The organism is Achromobacter sp. EG18 (assembly GCF_059759395.1).
This window is the reverse complement of the sequence record NZ_CM186213.1, coordinates 6,079,199-6,098,726: the sequence shown is the minus strand read 5'-3', so window position 1 is coordinate 6,098,726 and position 19,528 is coordinate 6,079,199. Positions and strand designations below refer to the sequence as shown.

Here is a 19,528-nt window from a genome sequence, read left to right as displayed (position 1 = left end):
GTTTCGGCGGCGGCCTGTGCCGCCCTCCAAAACGATTCTTCCATCAAACCTGTTGCAGGGGAAATACGCAAGACATATAACCTTATGCAATATTCGCGGCGGCGCCGCAGGCGTCCGCCACCACGCCGGCGCGCACCGCCGCCGACAGCGCCAGGGCGCGCGGCAGAATGTGGGCGGCGTAGAACAATCCGGTCGCCAGCTTCTCGCGATGGAACGGATCGGTCGATCCCGCCGCCAGGTGCCGGCGGCACGCCAGCACGGCGCGCGCCATCTGCCAGCCGCCATGCACCACGCCGGCCAGCATCAGGTACGGCACGCTGCTGGCGTATACCGCCCGGATATTCGCCGCGGATTGTTCAAGGATGAATTCCACGCCCGACTCATAGGCCTGGATGGCGCTGTCGAGGTTGTCGCGCAGCAGGCGCAGGCCGTCGCGCTCGGACGCCGCGGCGCGCGAGGACTCGGCCTCGACCGCCCGCAAGGTCTCGCGCATGGCCGAGATGGCGGCGTAGGCGGTGGCGCCGCCATCGCGCTGCGTCTTGCGGCTGACCAGGTCATTGGCCTGGATCGCGGTGGTGCCCTCGTAGATCGGCAAGATGCGCGCGTCACGGTAATACTGCGCGGCCCCGGTCTCCTCGATATAGCCCATGCCCCCATGCACCTGGATGCCGAGCGAGGCTACCTCCACCGCCGATTCAGTCGAGAAGCCCTTGACGATGGGCACCATGTATTCGTAGAAGGCGCGGTTGCGGGCGCGCTGCTCGGGATCCGGGTGATGCGTGCCCTTGTCGTGCGCGGCGGCGGTCACGTACGACACGGCGCGCGCCGCCTCCGTGAGCGCCTTCATGGTCAGCAGCATGCGTTGTACGTCCGGATGGCGCGCGATCGCGACCGCCCCGGAGGAACCTTCCACCGCCCTGCCCTGCACCCGTTCGCGCGCATAGGCCAGCGCGTGCTGGTATGCCCGCTCGGACACGCCGATGCCCTGCTGCCCGACCGAATAGCGGGCCGCGTTCATCATGATGAACATGTATTCCAGGCCGCGATTCAACTCGCCCACCAGGTAGCCAACCGCGCCCTCGCCCGCCTCGCCCTTGCCCGAACCGTACAGCAGCACGGCCGTGGGACTGCCATGGATGCCCAGCTTGTGCTCCAGCGACGCGCACCAGACATCGTTGCGCGGCCCCAGGGAGCCATCGGCCTCGACCAGGAACTTCGGCACGATGAACAGCGAGATGCCTTTCACCCCGGGCGGCGCGTCCGGCGTGCGCGCCAGCACCAGGTGGATGATGTTCTCGGCCAGATCGTGCTCGCCGTAGGTAATGAAGATCTTCTGGCCCGACAGGCGGTAGCTGCCGTCTTCCTGGCGCACCGCGCGGGTGGCGACCTGGGCCAGGTCCGAGCCGGCCTGCGGCTCGGTCAGGTTCATGGTGCCGGTCCATTTGCCGCCGATGAGATTGGGCACGAACTTCTTGCGCTGTTCTTCCGAGCCGACGGTGAGGATGGCCTCGATCACGCCGTCGGTCAGCATCGGGCACAGCGAGAACGCCAGGCTGGCTGCCTGGATGTTCTCGCCCGGCGCGGCCGCCACCAGCTTGGGCAGGCCCTGCCCGCCCCAGGCCTGCGGATGCTGCAGCCCCTGCCAGCCGCCAGCCGCGTAGTCCTTGAAGCCCTGCGCGTAGCCCGGCGTGGCGGTGACCTGGCCATCGTTCCAGACCGGCGGGCGCGTATCGCCGGGCACGTTCAGCGGCGCGATTGCCTGCTCGACGAATCGGCCGTTTTCTTCCAGGATGGCGTCCACCAGATCGGGCGTCACCTCTTCGAATCCGGGCAGCTTGAGGACGTCGTCCAGGCCGGCCAGTTCCTTCAGCGCGAAGCGGAAATCCTGCAGCGGGGTAAGGTAGGGCATCTTGTCTCCATGAGCCTGCGCCCGTGACGGCGGGTGCGGCGGGGTGCGATGGGATGCCGCCTTGGGCGACAGGCATGGCGCGGTCGCTGGCGGTCTCGGTAGTTTCCCTAGCCTATGTTAAACCCTCGCTCCGCCTCATGGCGCGACGCGCCCTGCCGGCCTCATCCACCGAGGTGATGCGCCAGCGACACGATGATCGGCCCCAGCACCGGCAGCAGCACGTTGGCGATGGCGTAGGTCACCGTGTAACCCAACAGCGGCACCGCGCTGCCGCTGGCCCCCAGGATGGCGCTGATCGCCGGAGTGCTGACGTGCTGGCCCGCGATGGCGCCGACCAGCAGCGGCCCCTCTATCTTGAGCAGCTTGTGTCCGACCCACAGCGACAGGCAGGCCGGCCCGAGCGATACCAGCAGGCCGATCAGCGGCAGCACCGCGCCATGCTCGCGGATCAGCGCCACCGCCTCCGGCCCGGCCGACAGGCCGACGCAGGCGACGAACACCGCCAGGCCCAGATCCTTGAGCAATTGCACCGCCTGGTCCGGCATGTGCCCCAATGCGGGTCGCTTGGCGTTGATCCAACCGCACACCAGGCCGCTCACCAGAGCGCCGCCGCCGCTGCCCAGCGACACCGGAATGCCCCAGAGGCGTGCCCCCAGCGCGCCGATCATCAGGCCCGCGAGAATGCCGAAGGCCAGGAACACCAGGTCGGTAACGCCGCTGCGCCGCAGTTCGTTGCCCAGCCCCGCGCCTGCCTGCGACAGCTCGGGCTCCGCGCCCACCAGCGTCACCAGGTCGCCATACTGCACCACGGTGGCAGGCGTGAGCGGCAGCATATGGCCGGACCGCTGGATCGACTGCAGGAACACGCCCCGGGCCCGCTGCGCGCGCGGCCCCTTGGCCAATTCACCCAGGGTGCGGCCATTGACCGTCTTCCTGTTGACGATGACCTGCAGCTCGGCCAGCTGCAGGTCATCGGCATGCGCCTCCGGCAACTGGATTTCCGGCCCGACGACCGAGCCGGCCCGCAGCGCAAAGCGGCGCAGACCCAGCACGACGACGATATCGCCGGTGGCCAGCCGGTCCTCAGGCGTGGGCTCGATCGCCTCGCCATTGCGCAGGATGCGGCTGATGGCGGTGCGTCCGCCCAATTCGGCTTCGACCTCGCCCACCGTCCTGCCGTCCGCGTCCTTGACCACGTGCGAGCGGCCCACCAGCCGCGGCAGGGTCGGCAGCAGGTTCTCGTCGGTCTCGCCCGGCCCCCCGCCCAGTTTTTCCTCAAGCGCTTTGGAGGCCTCGCGCAGGTTGATGCGCAACAGGGCGGGCGCCACCTGGCTGGTGAAGAACACGATGCTGATCAGGCCCACCAGGTAGGTCAGCGTGTAGGCGGTGGCGATATTGGCCTCCATGCGCTGCACGTCGGCGTCGGCCAGGCCCAGGTGCTTGAGCGCCTCCGCCGCGGTCCCGACCACGGCCGACTCGGTTGCCGCCCCCGCAGCCAGTCCAGCCGCCGTGCCCGCGTCCAGCCCGAACAGCGGCACCGCCAGCAGCACGATGGTCAGCACCAGCAGCGCCTCGATGATGGGCAGCACGATGTAGCGCAGGCTGGACCGGTTCAGGTTGGCGAAGAACTGCGGTCCGCCCGAATAGCCCATGGCGAAGATGAACAGGGCGAACGCGACCTCCTTCAGATCGCCGCGCATCTGGCAGCCGGTCTGGCCGATCAGCAGGGCAACGATGAGCGTGCCGCACACGCCCCCCAGCTGGATCGGCCCGATCTTGAGCTTGCCGATCAGGTATCCCAACCCCACCGTCAGGAACAGCACCGCGATGGGAACATTATTGAAAAACCCGACTGAGCACGTCATGAGGTCATGTCACCCTGGATCTGGCGGACGATGGCGGCTACTTCGCCCCTTTGGTGGCCGAGCGCTCGGCCTTGGCGGCCTTCTTGACCGCCTGCTTCACCGCCTTCTTGGCGGCTTGCTTGCCGGCGGCCTTGCGCTTGGCGGCGGCGGGCTTGACCTTCTGGCCCTTGCCGGCGGTCGGACCCGAACGCACCAGTTGGCCGGCCTTCCAGGCCTCGACGTATTCCGTGGCGGCGTCGACCATGTGCTTGCCGATCTTGGAATAGTCGCCATCATCCAGGTTGGCCAGCGAAATGCGGATCGACCACGGCGGGCCGCCGAAACCGCCGCCGTCCATCAACACCACGCCGGATTTCTCGGCCAGGCGGAACAGGAAGTCGACCGGTTCGTAGTTCGACGTCATGTATTTGCAGAAGGCATCGCCGTAGGTGTTCTTGGCCCACACCATGAAGTCCAGCTCGACGTAGTACCAGCCGCGCATCGGGTCCTCGGGCGGCAACGGCACGCCCAGCCCGCGCCACAGCGCATCGCGCCGCGCCCGCACGATCTGCATGGTCAGGTGCTTGTACGCGTCCTTCAGGTCCAGCAGGTGCGACAGGGCGAAAAAGCCCATCTGCACCTGTTGCGGCAGCGACAGGCCGGCGGTGTGGTTCAGCGCCACGTTGCGGCTGTCGGCCACCATGCGGTCGATGAACTTGAGCTTCTCGGGCTCCATGGTCATGGCGCCATAGCGCTTGTTCAGGCGGTTCTTCCACGATGCCGGCAGTTCGGCGATGCGGCGGTCCATGGTGTTCTTTTCATGGGTCGCGATCACGCCCAGGCGCCAGCCGGTGCAGCCGAAGTTCTTCGAGAAGGAATACACGCAGATGGTGTTGTGCGGCACTTCGGCCATCAGCGAGCGGAAGTTCGGCACGAAGGTGCCGTACACGTCGTCCGTCACCAGCACCAGGTCCGGATTCTTGCGGATCAGTCCCACGATCTGCTTCATCTCGACCGGGCTGAAGGCCACCGACGGCGGATTGCTGGGGTTGACGGTCACCGCCAGCTTGATCTTCGGATTCTCGAGCTTGGCGATTTCCGAGGCCGGATAGTGCCAGTCGTGGGTGCCGTCGGCGCGCACGCTACTGGCGTTGATGGCGACGATCTTGAACTGGAAGCGCTCCAGGTGCGCGATCTCGATGTAGGGCGTGAAGGTCGGCAGGAACAGCGCGATGGTATCGCCCTGCTTGAGCAGCCCGTTCTGCATGAGCGAATCGAAGATGTAGCACATGGCCGCCGTGCCGCCCTCGACCGGGAACAGGTCGAACTTGCCCTTGGGCGGCCGGCCGTCGCACATTTCCTTGATCAGGTAGTCATGCACCACCTGCTCCAGGTGCACCAGGGCACGCGGCGGCACCGGGTAGTTGTCGCCGATGACGCTGTCGGTCAGCTCATGGATCCATTCGTCGGGCACGAAGTTCTTGATCTTCACGCCGTACTCAAGCACCCCGGCCAGGAAGTCCGCGCCCGCCGCGCCCTTGTTCTTGGACAGGAACTTGCGCAGGCGATCGGCGCAGCCCTTCTTGGGCGGCATGCCCGCCAGGATCACATCGTCGCGCACGCGGCGCGCTTCCTTCATGGCGAACTGGCCCAGCAGGAAGAAGGCGTCGCGCGGTTCGGTGGCAATCCAGTTGGGATTGCCGCGGCCCGCGTTCAACATGGTCAGCGCGGCCGTCTGCTGGGTGTCCTTGGCCAGCGTGATCAGATAATCCTTAAGTTCAAAGGGCGACAGTTGCTCCAGGTCGCGCTGGCGCGAGCGGGTGGTTTTCAGGGCCGAGGCCAGGCTGACGGTGAGAGGCGCGGTGGAAGCCATTGTTCAGTTACTCCTGGTTTGCGATTGACGGACGAGATTGCCTTCGGCGGAAACGGCCCCTAGGTCATGAGCATGACGATGACAATGCCCCAGATGATGAGCAGGGTATTGCCGATGGCGTAGGGCACGGTGTAGCCCAGAGCGGGCACCTGGCTCTTCGCGGTCTCGGTGATCTGGCCGATGGCGGCCGTGGTGGTGCGCGCCCCGGCGCAGACCCCCAGGACGATGGCCGGGTGGAACTTGAAGACGTAGCGGGCGATGTACACCCCCAATATCATCGGCACGCTGGTGGCGATGATGCCCGCAATGAAAAGCTTGGCGCCCAGTTGCTGGAAGCCCTGCACGAACCCGGGGCCCGAACTGATTCCGACCACGGCCACGAAGGCGGTCAGGCCGACCGAAGTGAGGAACCAGTGCACGGGTTCCGGCACCCGGCCAAAAGTCGGATGCACCGATCGCAGATAGCCGAAGATCAGCCCCGCGATCAGCGAGCCGCCCGAAGTCGACAGTGTGATCGGAATGCCGCCCACGGTCAGCACCAGCGTGCCGAACAGCCCGCCCAGCAGGATGCCGAAGCCCACGAACACCATGTCGGTCTGCTCGGTGGCGCGGTCCACGTACCCCACCTTGCCGACCACGCGCTCGACATCGCGCTTGGCGCCAAGGATGAACAGGCGGTCGCCGCGATCGAGCTTGAGCCCCCAATTGATCGGCATCTCATGGCCGCCGCGAACCACTTTGCGCAGGAACACGCCACGCCCCAGTGCGCGCACCTGCTCCATTTCGGCGATTTCCTTGACGGTCTTGCCCGCCAGGTTCTTGTTGGTCAGCACGACCTCGACGATCTCGGCGGGCAGGTTGATCAGGTCACGGTCCTCGACTTCGGCGCCGATGATCCCGGCCGCCTGCAATACCAGCGCGTCATGCCGGCCAGCCACGCCCAGGACGTCGCCGGCCTGCAGCACGGTGGTGGAATCGGTGTCGAGGATCTGGTCGCCGCGGCGGATGCGCTCGATGAAGACGCGCGCCTCGACGAAGCGCGACTCGACATCGCCCACGGTCTTGCCGACCCATTCGGGATGATCGAGCTTGTAGGCGCGAGAGATGAACTTGCGGTAGCCCGACAGCTCCATCGAATCCGCGCCGCCGGACATCTTGGCCTCGTACTCCTTGCACTCCTTGACGATGTCCACGCGCATCAGTTTCGGGCCCAGCGAGGCCAGCAGCCAGGCGCTGCCGACCGTACCGAAGATGTAGCAGACCGCATACGCCACCGGAATGCTGTCGATCCATTTCTTCTTGGTGGCCGCGTCGATGCCCAGGCCGTTAATGGTGTCGGTAGCCACGCCCATCACCGCGGAAATGGTCTGCGCGCCGGACAGCAGGCCCGCCCCCGTTCCGGCATCGAAACCGAAACCGACGGCCGTGCCCCAGGTCACCAGCAGGCAGATGACGCAGATGACCACGGCGAAAATGACCTGCGGCAGGCCATCGCTTTTCATGCCGCGAAAGAATTGCGGCCCGACGCCATAACCCAGGCCGAACAGGAACAGCAGGAAGAAGACTTGTTTGACGATCGGGGCGATCGTGATATTGAGCTGGCCGACCAGCACACCGACCAGCAAGGTGCCGGTCACCGCCCCCAGGTTGAATCCGAATATCTTCTTGGCGCCTATCCAATACCCCAGCCCGAGGGTAAGGAATATTGCCAGTTCAGGGTATTTCCGCAGAGTGTCAAATAACCATTCCATCCCGAATCTCCTTCGTTATGTACCGGCCAAGCACTTGCGCGAATCCTATCTGCGCGCGGCATACATTATCAGAATCTTTCCAAAGATCAAAAGAATTGCACCGCAAATAGCAAATAGTTTCGATTGTCAGGCGGGCAAATAAAAAGCCCGCGGACATAATGTCCGCGGGCCCGGATACAACGATGAAGCGATGGCTTACAGCGCGCCGGTCAGTTCGGGAACCACCTGGAACAGATCGCCCACCAGACCATAATCGGCCACGCCGAAAATCGGCGCTTCGGGATCCTTGTTGATGGCGACGATGACCTTGGAATCCTTCATGCCGGCCAAATGCTGGATGGCGCCCGAGATACCGACGGCCACGTACAACTGCGGCGCGACGATCTTGCCGGTCTGGCCGACCTGCCAATCGTTGGGCGCGTAGCCGGCGTCGACCGCGGCGCGCGAGGCGCCCAGGGCGGCGCCGAGCTTGTCGGCCAGCGGATCCAGGATCTTGAAGTTCTCGGCGCTGCCCAGGCCACGGCCGCCGGACACGACCACGCGGGCGCCGGCCAGCTCCGGACGGTCGCTCTTGGCGACTTCGCGGCCGACAAAGCTCGACAGGCCGGAATCGGCCACGGCGGCAACGTCTTCCACGGCGGCCGAGCCGCCCTGCGCGGCCACGGCGTCAAAGCCGGTGGTACGCACGGTGATGACCTTGACCGGATCGGCCGATTGCACGGTGGCGATGGCGTTGCCGGCGTAGATCGGGCGCTGGAAGGTATCGGCGGATTCCACGCCGATGATGTCGGAGATCTGGGCGACGTCGAGCTTGGCGGCAACGCGCGGCGCGATGTTCTTGCCCGAGGCAGTGGCCGGGAACAGGATGTGGCTGTAGCCCGAGGCCACGGCCAGCACCTGGGCGGCGACGTTCTCGGCCAGGCCGTCGGCCAGCTGCGGCGCGTCGGCCAGCAGCACCTTGGCCACGCCGGCCGCCTGCGCGGCCTGGTCGGCCACGGCGCGGGCATTGGCGCCGGCGACCAGCACGTGGACGTCGCCTCCGATCTTGGCGGCGGCGGCGACGGCGTTCAGGGTTGCGCCCTTGAGCTGGGCGTTATCGTGTTCGGCAATAACCAGCGTCGTCATCTCAAACCACCTTCGCTTCGTTCTTGAGTTTGTCCACCAGGGCCGCGACATCGGCCACCTTGATGCCGGCCTTGCGGGCGGGCGGCTCGCTGACCTTGAGCGTCTTCAGGCGCGGCGCCGGATCGACACCCAGTTCTTCGGGGGTGACGGTGTCCAGCTGCTTCTTCTTGGCCTTCATGATGTTCGGCAGCGTGACGTAGCGCGGCTCGTTCAGGCGCAGGTCGGTGGTGATGATGGCCGGCAGCTTGAGCGTCAGCGTTTCCAGGCCGCCGTCCACTTCACGCGTGACGGTGGCCTTGCCATCGGCCAGCTCGACCTTGCTGGCGAACGTGGCTTGCGGCCAGTCCAGCAGCGCGGCCAGCATCTGGCCGGTCTGGTTGGCGTCGTCGTCGATGGCCTGCTTGCCCAGGATCACCAGCTGCGGCTGTTCCTTGTCGACCAGCGCGCGGAGCAGCTTGGCCACGGCCAGCGGTTGCAGTTCGGCGTCGGTCTGGACCAGCACGCCGCGGTCGGCGCCGATGGCCATGGCGGTGCGCAGGGTTTCCTGGCATTGCGCAACGCCGCAAGAAACCGCCACGACTTCGGCCACGGTGCCCTTTTCCTTCAGGCGGGTGGCTTCCTCGACGGCGATCTCGTCAAAGGGGTTCATCGACATCTTCACATTGGCGATATCCACGCCGGTCTGATCAGACTTGACGCGCACCTTGACGTTGTAGTCAACGACGCGCTTGACAGGTACCAACACCTTCATCCCGCTGCCTCCAAATGGAAATAATTACCCGGGGGGGAGTTAACGATCCGCCGGGATCGCATTGCACAATTTTTTCCTGATTCTACAGCTTCGCCAGCGCCCGTATATGGGCCACGACGCTGCGGCCCAGGGCGGACAGGTTGTAACCGCCTTCGAGCGTGCTGACGATCCGGCCCTGGCAGTGGCGTTCGGCCACGGCCACGAGCTGCTCTGTGATCCATGCATAATCGGCCTCCACCAGCCCCATTTGACCCATGTCGTCCTCGCGATGGGCATCGAAACCCGCCGAAATCAGAATGAGTTCGGGGCGGTGCGCCTCGAGTCGCGGCAGCCAGGTGTCGGTGACGATGGTGCGCACGGCGGCGCCCGCCGTATAGGCCGCCACCGGCACATTGACCATGTTGGCCGCCGGCTGCTCGGTGCCGCTGTTGGGAAAGAACGGGTGCTGGAAAATGCTGCACATCAGCACCCGCTCGTCGCCGGCGAAGACGTCCTCGGTGCCGTTGCCGTGGTGCACGTCGAAGTCGACGATGGCCACCCGCGACAGGCCGTGGAACTCCATGGCGTGGCGGGCCGCGATGGCCACGTTGTTCAGAAAGCAGAAGCCCATGGCCTGCGAACGGCAGGCATGGTGCCCGGGCGGACGCACCGCACAAAAAGCCGTGCGGGCCTCGCCCCCCATCACCGCGTCAACGGCCGCCACGCCCGCGCCCGCCGCGTACAGCGCGGCTTCGTAGGTATGGGGGTTCATCAGGGTGTCCGGATCTATCGGGTAATACCCGTGTTCCGGCGTATGCTCGCGCAGACTGTCCAGGTACTGGACAGTGTGCACCCGCAGCACGTCATGGCGGGACGCCTGCGGCGCCTGCCGGTCATCCAGATAGGGCATCAAGCCGCTGGCAAGCAATTGGTCGGAAATGGCGTCCAGCCTCTGCGGGCTCTCCGGATGCCAACTGCCCATTTCATGCAAGCGGCATGCCGGGTGGGTAAGATACATGGTCTCCATAAGGAAGATTATGTTCATCTGTCGGCGATTACTGCAACTCGGCACGCTTTCGGCCCTGCTGGCCGGGTGCTCCACCACCGCTCCCACCGCCCCCAATCCAGCCGCCGGCCAGCCGCCGGCGGCCACCACCGGCACCACCCCCATCCGCATCGGACCCAGTACGCCGACACTCGGCTCCGAACCCGCCGATGACGGCCCGGCCGCCCTGACGCCCAGCGGCGCCCTGCGGCCGGAGGTGCGCGCTTTCGTCGAAGGCCTGGCCGCCGAACGCGACCTGCCGCTCAAGCCCATGGTCGCGGCGCTCGAAAGCGCGCGCTACAACGCCACCGTGGCGCGGCTGATCGCGCCCTCGCCGCCCGGCAAGAAAATCTGGCGCAGCTGGCTGACCTACCGCTCGCGCTTCGTCGAGCCCAAGCGCATCGGCTGGGGCGTGGAGTTCTACAACGAACATCGCGACCAGCTCAACCAGGCGGCGCAACGCTTCGGCGTGCCGGCCCCGATCATTGCGTCGATCATCGGCGTTGAAACACTGTATGGCCGCAACATGGGCAACTTCCGCGTGCTGGACGCGCTCACCACGCTGGCCTTCGACTATCCGGATCCCGCCAAGCCCGAGCGCGCCACCATGTTCCGCGGCCAATTGGCCGACTTCCTGACGCTGGCGATGAAAGGCAAGCTGGACATGGAAACCCGCGGCTCGTATGCCGGCGCCATCGGCATGCCGCAATTCATGCCCACCAGCATCAAGCACTACGCGGTGGATGGGGACGACAGCGGCCACATCGACCTGACCAACAACACCCGCGACGCCATCATGTCGGTGGGCAGTTTCCTCTCGCAGCACGGCTGGCAACGCGGCCTGCCGGTGTTCGCGCCGGTGACTCTGCCGGCCGATCCCACCGCCCTGGTGGATGGCGGACTGGAACCCAAGCAGACCTGGGGCACGCTGACCGCGGCCGGCGCGCGCCTGCAGCCGGGCGCCTCGGCCAATGGCTGGAGCAGCCAGCCCATGGGCGTCGTCGACCTGGTGGAGGAAGCCCGCGGCACCGCCCAGTACCGCGTCGGCACGCCCAACTTCTTCGCGCTGACGAAATACAACCGCAGCTACTTCTACGCCACCGCGGTGGCCGACCTGGCCAGCGAAATCGAGGCGCGCGTCGGCCGCTGAAGGCGCGGCGCCCGCCGCGCCCACGCCCGGCAGGCCCCGGGCGGCGGGAATGGCATGTCCCGGCCCTGCCCATTCCGGGTTGGCCCGGTCCAGGTCATCCCCTGGCTCAGACCGTGGCCACCGGCGTGGCGGGCGAACCCACCGCGCCCGGCAGATTCAGCGGCGGCGCGGTCAGGAGGAAGCGGCTGCGGCCGTTGGCGGTCAGCCAGCGGGCCAGCGCGCCCAGATACCACATCTCGCCGATCGGCAGGCCGAGCTTGAAAATGCAGTGGTGGTGCAGCGGCAATGCCGCGCAGCACGCGTTCGGCTTCTGCGTCGGGTAGATTTCCAGCGCGTGGTTGTCCGACGCCATGGCGGCCACCTTGGAATCGGTGATCCACTGCAGCAGCTTCTCGTCGCTGCCATCCAGCCCGGCGCAGATCTCATGCAGGGTGTGGTGATCCGGCTGGCGCTGCTTCTCCAGCAGCGCATCGCCGAATTCCGTGTGGAACAGCACGATATCGCCCTGCTCGATTTCGATGCCATCGGCCTCGATGATGCGCATCAGATCGTCGTAGCCCACCGACTTCTGCTCGCGTCCATAGTGGCGCGCCAGGTCGACCATCACGCCGCGGCTCTGCAGACAGGACTCGGCCAGCTGGGTGATGTCCAGTTTCTTGGCATGGGAGGCGCCGCCCTGGCCCAGGTCGGTCTTGGCGAAGCCGTTGTCGACGTCGTAGTCCACCGGGCCGACCACGTGTTCGTTGGGACGGTAGCCGTTGTAGTAGACGCGCTCGGGCAGGCCATCGCCATTGGCGTCGAACAACGCGCCCACGTGCGCCAGCGAATCCCACTGGGTCGAATACTGCAGGCTCATCTCGACAATGTCGTCGCTCAGCACGTCGACGCATCCCGGGCGCAGGCGGCCCAAGGGGAAGTTCAGGTACTGGTCGCCGTCGCGCTCGGTGGGGCGCAGCTTGGGCGGATGGCGGCGCACGTTGACGCCATTGCCGCCGGGATAGTCCAGCGGCAGCGACAGGCAGAAGCTCAAACCTTCGCGAACCTCCTGGATTCCCTTCATCACGTTCGCGGGAGTGATGTAATTCAGGCAGCCCCGTTGGTCATCAGGGCCGAAGTCCCCCCAGTTCGATCCCTCGGGACGGTTCTTCCATCTCATGTGGCGCGGCTCCTTGGCCATGAATTAAGAATTTGACACAAATTTATCACATATAGGATAATAACATCATGGATGTGAAAACAGCCGCACGAGTCTTGGATGTTCTGAACCTCTTCGCCGAGGCGCAGAAGCCATTGCTGTACAGCGAGATCGCCGCGCAGATGGAGATTCCGCTGTCCAGTTGCCATGGTCTGCTCAAGACCATGGTGGCGCGCGGCTATCTCTACGAGATCGGCAAGAAGCACGGCTATTACCCGACGCAGAAGCTGATCCACGTCGCCACCCTGATCTGCCGCAGCGACCCGCTGAACGCGGTGATCGAGCCGGTGCTGGCACGGGTGCGCGACCTGACCGGCGAAACCGCCCTGCTGGCCAAGCTGGCGGACGACAAGGTGGTCTATCTGATCGTCGCCGAATCCAAGCAGACCATCCGCTTCTCCCACCAGGCGGGCGGATTCAAGGCGGTGCACGCCACCAGCTCGGGCAAGGCCCTGCTATCGGTGCTGTCCGAGGACGAGCGCCAGAAGTGGTTCAAGACCTATCCCGGGTTCGCCTCGTACACCGAGACCACCCTCACCAGCCAGGCCGCCTTCGAGCGCGACCTGCAGGCCGGCATCCAGCGCGGCTGGCAACGCTCGCTCGGCGAAAACGTCGAGGACGTGATGTCCATCTCGCTGGGCTTCAAGGCCTATGAACAACCCTTTGCCATCGTGGTGGCCGGCCCCCTGGGGCGCATGCAGAAGAACGAAGCCACCACTGGGCAGCAACTCAAAGAGGTCAAGGCGCTGCTGTACGCGGCCCTGCCCTCGGCCAACCTTACCTTTGTAGGAGAAGACAGCAGATGAACAAGCGCACTTTGCTCGCCGCGGCATGCTCGGCAATCGCCATCGGCGCCCTGCCCCTGGCTGGCGCGCAGGCCCAGGATGCCTATCCCGACAAGCCGATCCGCGTGATCATGCCGTGGGCCGCCGGTGGCCCGACCGACGTGGTGGGCCGCGTGATCGCGGTGCGCATGGGCGAGATCCTGGGCCAGCCGCTGGTGATCGAAAGCCGGCCCGGCGCCAGCGGCACCATCGGCGCCGCCCAGGTGGCGCGCGCGCCGGCCGACGGCTACACCGTGCTGATGAATCCGTCGGTGCAGGGCATCTACCCCGCCCAGTTCAAGAGCCTGACGTTCGACCCGATCAAGGATTTCCGCATGGTCGGCGTGCTGGGCACGGTGCCGATGGTAGCGGTGGTGCCGCCTGATTCGAAGTTCAAGACCTTCGGCGAGCTGATCGCGCAGGCCAAGGCCCAACCGGGCTCGTTGAGCTTCGCCTCGCCCGGCGTGGCCACCCTGCCGCACCTGGCCGGCGAGCTGATCAACACCACCACCAAGGCGTCCATCTCGCACGTCGGCTATCGTGGCAGCAGCCCCGCCCTGACCGACGTCGCCGGCGGCCACGTTGACCTGATGTACGCGCCGCTGGCCCCCGCCCTGCCCCTGATCCAGAGCGGCAAGGTGCGCCCGATCGCCGTCACCACCAAGGCCCGCCTGGCCGAACTGCCCGACGTGCCGACCATCGCCGAAAATGGCCTGCCCGGTTTCGACATCGTCACCTGGTACGGCATGTGGGTGCCCAAGGATACGCCCGAGCCCATCGTCGCCAAGCTCAACAAGGTCATGATCGAGGCCTCGCAATCGCCCAAGGTGGTCGAGGCGCTGAAGTCGCAGGGCACCCTGCCCAGCACCATGACCTACCAGGAAGCCGAAGCCTTCAACCTGGCCGAAAGCGCGCGCTGGATCAAGGTCATGAAGGACGCCAACATTCAGCCCGAATAAGGCCCTGGCGACAGCCCGCGCCGCATGGCCGGGCCTCGCAACGCAAACGCCCCACGCCCCGGACGGTTTCCGGGTCGTGGGGCGTTTTTCCTGGGCGCCGGCAACGGCGCCGGCGCGCGGCCTCAAGCGTTGAAGACGCCCGTGGACAGGTAGCGATCGCCGCGATCGCAGACGATGAACACGATGGTCGCGTCATTGACGCGCTCGGCCACGCGCAAAGCCGCGACCAGCGCGCCGGCCGACGAAATGCCGCCGAAGATGCCCTCTTCGGCCGCCAGGCGGCGCGCCATGACCTCGGCCTCGGCCTGCTCGATCGATTCGTAGGCGTCCACTCGGCTGCGGTCGAAGATCTTGGGCAGGTAGGCCTCGGGCCACTTGCGGATGCCGGGAATCGACGAACCCTCGGCCGGCTGCGCGCCCACCACCTGCACCGCCGGGTTGCGCGACTTCAGGTAGGTGGACACGCCCATGATGGTGCCGGTCGTGCCCATGGCGCTGACAAAGTGCGTGACGCGGCCTTCGGTCTGCGTCCAGATTTCCGGACCGGTGGTCTCGATATGGGCACGCGGATTGTCGGGGTTGGCAAACTGGTCCAGCACCACGCCGCGGCCGTCCGCCTGCATTTCGGTGGCCAGATCGCGGGCGTATTCCATGCCGCCCTTGTCGGCCGGCGTCAGGATCAGTTCGGCGCCATAGGCCGTCATGGCCGCGCGCCGTTCCACCGACAGGTTGTCGGGCATGATCAGGATCATGCGGTAGCCACGCATGGCGGCCGCCATGGCCAGCGCGATGCCGGTGTTGCCGCTGGTCGCCTCGATCAGCGTGTCGCCCGGCTTGATGTCGCCGCGCTCCTCGGCATGCCTGATCATGGACAGCGCCGGCCGATCCTTGACCGAACCGGCGGGGTTATTGCCTTCCAGCTTGGCCAGGATGACGTTGCCTCGGGCCGCACCAGCGGCTCCGGGAATGCGCTGCAGGCGCACCAGCGGCGTATTGCCGACGGTCTGCTCGATAGTGGGATAGGTAGTAGTCATGCTGCCGATCATAACCCCGCCCGGCGCCGGGCGCCGCCAAAAGCCGCGCTCGTGCCAGGGGTTCACGCCACGGGGCGGATCCCCCTGCCCCAAGGCCGGCCAACGCGGGAAGGCCTCCTCGCGCCTATCCGGTGGATGGCGAAGCGCCGGCCTTTGCGGATCAGGGGCGCGGCGGGGATACCGCAGCAGGTCGGCCTGCCGCCGTCGGCTTGGCTGCGGCCGCCTTGGCGGCGGCTACGCCAGCGCCGCCGGGCCTGGCCGTGCCGGCCCCACGCTCCCGTGGTGCGAGGGGCTTGGCGGCGGACTCCGCCTTGGCGGGGGCGCCTGCTGCCGTCGACGCGGCGCCGGACGCGCCCACCGTCAGGCCGGCTGCCCCGAGGGCCTCGGCCTTTTTCTGGCTGATGCCGCGCACCCGCTCGGCCAGGTCTTCCAGCGATTCGAACCGGCCGGCGCGCTCGCGCTCGCTGACGATGGTCTGCGCGGTACGCGGACCGATACCGCGGATGCCCGCGAGTTGCTGCGCGGTGGCGTCATTCAGGTCGAGCGCCTGCGCCGGCGCGTGCGCCACGCCGGCCGCCAGCAGGGCGACGCCCAGCGCCTGGCGCAAGCCGGTCCGCGCACGCGCGGTGGTGGCGATACGCGGGCGGTGCCACGGCAAGGCCGGCAGGCGGCGGGCGACAGTGGAATGCAGGAAGGGATTCATGAACAGGTCTCCGGAAAAAGCGCGGGGCAACGGCTGTTGCGCCACGTCCTGATCATGGCCCGTCCAGGCACACAGGCGGGCAAGCAGTGATCGGTTTCATCCACCCCGGCAATCACGTAGACAAGAAAAAAGCCGCCTGTGGCACGGCGGCTTTGTCACGCTCGAGCAGGCGGCGCTTGCGGGCCGCCATGTGCCGCCTACTTGCGGGCGCGCCAGTAGCGCACGTACTCGGACACGCCGGTCTGCACGTCGCGCATGGGCGCGCTGAAACCGGCGGCGCGCAAGCGGCTCACGTCGGCCTGGGTGTAGCTTTGGTAGCGGCCTTTCAGGTCGTCGGGGAACGGGATGTAGCGGATCAGGTCCAGTTCCACCAGTTGCGCCAGCGTCAGTTGCGCTTCGCCGCGCTCGGCGCGCAGCGTGTTGACCACGGCCGCCGCGACGTCGTTGAACGGCTGGGCGCGGCCGGTGCCGCAGTTGAAGATGCCCGACTGTTCCGGATGGTCGAGGAAGTGCAGGTTCACCGCCACCACGTCCTCCACCGAAATGAAGTCGCGGCTCTGGCCGCCGTCCACATAGCCGTCCCAACCGGCGAACAGACGCACATGGCCGTGTTCCAGGAACTGGTTCATGTTGTGGAAGGCCACCGAGGCCATGCGGCCCTTGTGCTGTTCGTGCGGGCCGTAGACGTTGAAGTAGCGCAGGCCCACGACCTGCGCGGTCAGGCTGTCCATGCGCTGGCGCAATACCTGGTCGAACAGCAGCTTGGAATAGCCGTAGACGTTGAGCGGGCCCTCGTTGGCGGGGTCTTCCACGTAGACCGACGAGCCGCCATAGACCGCGGCCGACGAGGCATACAGGAACGGGATGCGGCGCGCCTGGCAGAACTCGAACAGTTCCAGCGTGACGCGGTAGTTGTTGTCGAGCATGTAGCGGCCGTTGCGCTCGGTGGTGTCCGAGCAGGCGCCCTGGTGCAGCACCGCGCGGATTTCCGGCAGGCTGCCATCGGCGACGCGGCGGCGGAAGTCGTCCTTGTCGAGGTAGTCGGCGATCTTGCAATCGACCAGATTGACGAACTTGTCGCCTTCGGTCAGGTCATCCACCGCGATGATGTCCACGATGCCGCGGCGATTCAGGCCACGCACCAGGTTGCTGCCAATGAAGCCCGCGGCTCCGGTAACGACGATCATGAGAGTTCTCCTGCCAGTTCGGCGGCGGTGACGACGGACGTGCCGAGCTTGCCCACGGCGATGCCGCCAGCCCGGTTGGCCCAGCCCATGGCATCTTTCCACGGCAGGCCGATGGCGCGCGAGACGGCCAGCGTCGCCAGCACGGTATCGCCCGCGCCGGACACGTCGAACACCTCGTGAGCCTGCGCGTCGATGTGCTCGCGGCCCGTGTCGGTAAACAAAGTCATGCCCTGCTCCGAACGCGTCACGAGCAGGGCTTCCAGATCCAGGTCGGCGCGCAGGCGCTGCGCGCGGTCGGTCAGTTCGGATTCGCTATTCCAGCGGCCCACGGCCTGCTGCATTTCCGAGCGGTTGGGCGTGACCAGCGTGGCACCACGGTAACGGGAGTAATCGTCCCCCTTGGGATCGACCAGCACGGGGATCCCCGCGCTGCGGGCCAGGCCGATCAGCGATTCGACCCGTGCCAGCACCCCCTTGGCATAGTCGGACAGCACCACGATATCGTGATTGGCGAGGTGGCGCGCCAATGCGGCGTCGATGCTGTCGAGCGCCTCCTGCTGCGGATGCTGCTCGAAGTCGACTCGCAGCAGTTGCTGCTGGCGACCCAACACCCGCATCTTGAGCGTGGTATGCAGACTGCGGTCGGTGATCAGGTCGGCCTGGACGCCGGCCTCCGCGGCCAGGCGCCGCACGCTGTCACCCGCCTCGTCTTCGCCCAGCACGCCGACCAGGGTGACGTGGCCGCCCAATGCCGCGACGTTGCGCGCCACGTTGGCCGCGCCGCCAAGGCGATCCTCGCGGCGCGCCACGCGCACCACCGGTACCGGCGCTTCAGGCGAAATACGCTCCACCTCGCCGAACCAGTAGCGGTCCAGCATGACGTCGCCCACCACGAGCACCCGGCTATGCGAAATGGATTCGACGGGAAATTGGCTCATTCAAGTTCTTCCAGACGGCGCGGCGCGTAGGTTTCCCAGGCATTGCAGCCAGGGCACTGCCAATAGAAACGGCGCGCTTGAAAACCGCAGCTCCGGCACGCATAGCGGTCCAGTCGTTGCGTATGTTTGTGGATCAGGCTGCGCAGCAGCGTCAGGTCCGCCCCGGGAACGGGGCCCTGTTCGCTGGCGCCTTCGGGATTGGCGAGCTCGGCTTCCAGCAAGCGGTCCAGCCCGAGCAGCGAAGGATGGTTGCGCAAGGCGCCGCGGGCGAAAGCCCAGGCCGTCGCCGACCCCTGCTGCACGCGCAATTCGCGGAACACGACGTTGAACAGGTCGAGCGACGCATGGCGCGTGTACTGGCGCTGCAGCAGTTCCAGGCCGGCCTCGACCTGTCCGGCGGCCCGATAGTTGGCCAGCAACTGTTCGGCCACCAGGCCGACGTATTCGGGGGCGTCGGTCATGACCGACTCCAGATACAGGCGCTCGCGCTTGGGATCCTGCTCGATCAGGGCCAGGCGGGCGCGCAGCATCGCGGTGCGCACCATGGCGCCCTTGCTCGACATGCCGGCATCGGCGGTCGACAAGGCGTGGTCGGCGGCATCCAGGGCGGCATGCGCGGCGTCGATGTTGGGCGGCTTGGCCGCCAGCGCCGTCGCGGCCTGCTCGCAGTAGTAATGGACGATCTGCGGCACCGGCTCGTCGACCAGGCCATGCAGCGTCTTGACGGCCTCGATGGCGCGCGGCCAGTCGTGCTCGGATTCGTAGATGCGGATCAGCGAACGCAGCGCGGGCAAGGCGTAGCGGGTGTCCTTGAGCTGCTCGAAGCCGCTTTCGGCGCGATCGAGCATGCCGGCCTTGAGGAAGTCCTGCGCCAGTTCGTGCTGCGCGTGTTCGCGCTCGGCGGCCGGCAGGTCGGAACGGTTCAGCAGGCTCTGGTGCACCCGGATGGCGCGTTCCATTTCGCCGCGGCGACGGAACAGGCTGCCCAGCGCGAAGTGCAGTTCGGTGGTCTCGGGATCGAGCTTGGCCACTTCGACGAAAGCATCGATGGCGCGATCGGGCTGCTCATTGAGCAGAAAGTTCAGGCCCCGGAAATAGGAATCGGGCAGGCTGCGGGTTTCCCGCAGCATCTGCCGGATGTCGAAGCGCGCGGCCAGCCAGCCGAGCGCGAACAACACCGGCACGAATATCAACCACCAAGGTTCAAAATCCACTGTGCGGGCTCTTGCTTAGATTCAATGCGGAAATGACGGAGTGCGAA

16 protein-coding genes are annotated in these 19,528 nt (G+C 66.5%); 3 read left to right on the top strand and 13 right to left on the bottom strand.

The window, feature by feature from the left end:
* Window positions 1–82 precede the first annotated feature (82 nt).
* The 7 genes from AC6CR5_RS28020 to AC6CR5_RS27990 form a co-directional block, all read right to left on the bottom strand.
* Entirely contained in the window at window positions 83–1,909 is a 1,827-nt protein-coding gene (locus AC6CR5_RS28020) for an acyl-CoA dehydrogenase (RefSeq protein ID WP_498085099.1), read from the bottom strand.
* A 161-nt stretch (window positions 1,910–2,070) separates the two neighbouring features.
* The gene (gene aspT, locus AC6CR5_RS28015; RefSeq protein ID WP_020924582.1) at window positions 2,071–3,774 is read right to left on the bottom strand and encodes an aspartate-alanine antiporter; all 1,704 of its coding nucleotides are present in this window, start codon (window positions 3,772–3,774) and stop codon (window positions 2,071–2,073) included.
* 37 nt (window positions 3,775–3,811) lie between these two features.
* Entirely contained in the window at window positions 3,812–5,626 is a 1,815-nt protein-coding gene (locus tag AC6CR5_RS28010) for a bifunctional aspartate transaminase/aspartate 4-decarboxylase (protein WP_024068181.1), read from the bottom strand.
* A 59-nt stretch (window positions 5,627–5,685) separates the two neighbouring features.
* Window positions 5,686–7,377: an aspartate-alanine antiporter gene (aspT, locus tag AC6CR5_RS28005; protein WP_020924584.1), complete on the bottom strand. Its 1,692-nt coding sequence runs from the start codon at window positions 7,375–7,377 to the stop codon at window positions 5,686–5,688.
* A 195-nt stretch (window positions 7,378–7,572) separates the two neighbouring features.
* Window positions 7,573–8,502, bottom strand: a complete 930-nt coding sequence (locus AC6CR5_RS28000; protein WP_020924585.1) for an electron transfer flavoprotein subunit alpha/FixB family protein — start codon at window positions 8,500–8,502, stop codon at window positions 7,573–7,575.
* Between the two features lies 1 nt (window position 8,503).
* Window positions 8,504–9,253, bottom strand: coding sequence for an electron transfer flavoprotein subunit beta/FixA family protein (locus AC6CR5_RS27995; RefSeq protein ID WP_020924586.1), 750 nt, complete (start codon window positions 9,251–9,253; stop codon window positions 8,504–8,506).
* 82 nt (window positions 9,254–9,335) lie between these two features.
* The gene (locus AC6CR5_RS27990; RefSeq protein WP_080944922.1) at window positions 9,336–10,259 is read right to left on the bottom strand and encodes a histone deacetylase family protein; all 924 of its coding nucleotides are present in this window, start codon (window positions 10,257–10,259) and stop codon (window positions 9,336–9,338) included.
* A 10-nt stretch (window positions 10,260–10,269) separates the two neighbouring features.
* On the opposite strand from AC6CR5_RS27990, the gene mltB reads away from it, so the two are divergent.
* Window positions 10,270–11,427 (top strand): lytic murein transglycosylase B, encoded by a 1,158-nt coding sequence (mltB, locus tag AC6CR5_RS27985; RefSeq protein WP_006388272.1) that lies wholly within the window; start codon window positions 10,270–10,272, stop codon window positions 11,425–11,427.
* A 106-nt stretch (window positions 11,428–11,533) separates the two neighbouring features.
* Here the strand turns inward: mltB and AC6CR5_RS27980 are convergent, their stop codons facing one another.
* Window positions 11,534–12,583, bottom strand: a complete 1,050-nt coding sequence (locus AC6CR5_RS27980) for a cyclase family protein (protein WP_006388271.1) — start codon at window positions 12,581–12,583, stop codon at window positions 11,534–11,536.
* A gap of 68 nt (window positions 12,584–12,651) precedes the next feature.
* On the opposite strand from AC6CR5_RS27980, the gene AC6CR5_RS27975 reads away from it, so the two are divergent.
* A complete protein-coding gene (locus AC6CR5_RS27975) occupies window positions 12,652–13,428 on the top strand; it encodes an IclR family transcriptional regulator (RefSeq protein WP_024068178.1) in 777 nt (258 codons plus the stop codon).
* Window positions 13,425–14,405: a Bug family tripartite tricarboxylate transporter substrate binding protein gene (locus tag AC6CR5_RS27970; protein ID WP_006388269.1), complete on the top strand. Its 981-nt coding sequence runs from the start codon at window positions 13,425–13,427 to the stop codon at window positions 14,403–14,405. The genes AC6CR5_RS27975 and AC6CR5_RS27970 overlap by 4 nt, the downstream gene beginning before the upstream one ends.
* A gap of 122 nt (window positions 14,406–14,527) precedes the next feature.
* On the opposite strand, the gene cysM is transcribed toward AC6CR5_RS27970, so the two are convergent.
* The 5 genes from cysM to lapB all read right to left on the bottom strand — a co-directional run bounded on the left by cysM (window position 14,528) and on the right by lapB (window position 19,481).
* A complete protein-coding gene (gene cysM / locus AC6CR5_RS27965) occupies window positions 14,528–15,439 on the bottom strand; it encodes a cysteine synthase CysM (RefSeq protein ID WP_026382781.1) in 912 nt (303 codons plus the stop codon).
* A 160-nt stretch (window positions 15,440–15,599) separates the two neighbouring features.
* Window positions 15,600–16,142: a ComEA family DNA-binding protein gene (locus AC6CR5_RS27960; RefSeq protein ID WP_020924591.1), complete on the bottom strand. Its 543-nt coding sequence runs from the start codon at window positions 16,140–16,142 to the stop codon at window positions 15,600–15,602.
* A gap of 197 nt (window positions 16,143–16,339) precedes the next feature.
* Window positions 16,340–17,329 carry an ADP-glyceromanno-heptose 6-epimerase gene (rfaD, locus tag AC6CR5_RS27955; protein ID WP_006388267.1) on the bottom strand — a complete coding sequence of 330 codons (990 nt, stop codon included), beginning with the start codon at window positions 17,327–17,329 and terminating at the stop codon, window positions 16,340–16,342.
* Window positions 17,326–18,267: a D-glycero-beta-D-manno-heptose-7-phosphate kinase gene (gene rfaE1, locus AC6CR5_RS27950; RefSeq protein WP_006388266.1), complete on the bottom strand. Its 942-nt coding sequence runs from the start codon at window positions 18,265–18,267 to the stop codon at window positions 17,326–17,328. The genes rfaD and rfaE1 overlap by 4 nt, the downstream gene beginning before the upstream one ends.
* Window positions 18,264–19,481, bottom strand: coding sequence for a lipopolysaccharide assembly protein LapB (gene lapB, locus AC6CR5_RS27945; RefSeq protein ID WP_006388265.1), 1,218 nt, complete (start codon window positions 19,479–19,481; stop codon window positions 18,264–18,266). The genes rfaE1 and lapB overlap by 4 nt, the downstream gene beginning before the upstream one ends.
* Window positions 19,482–19,528 lie beyond the last annotated feature (47 nt).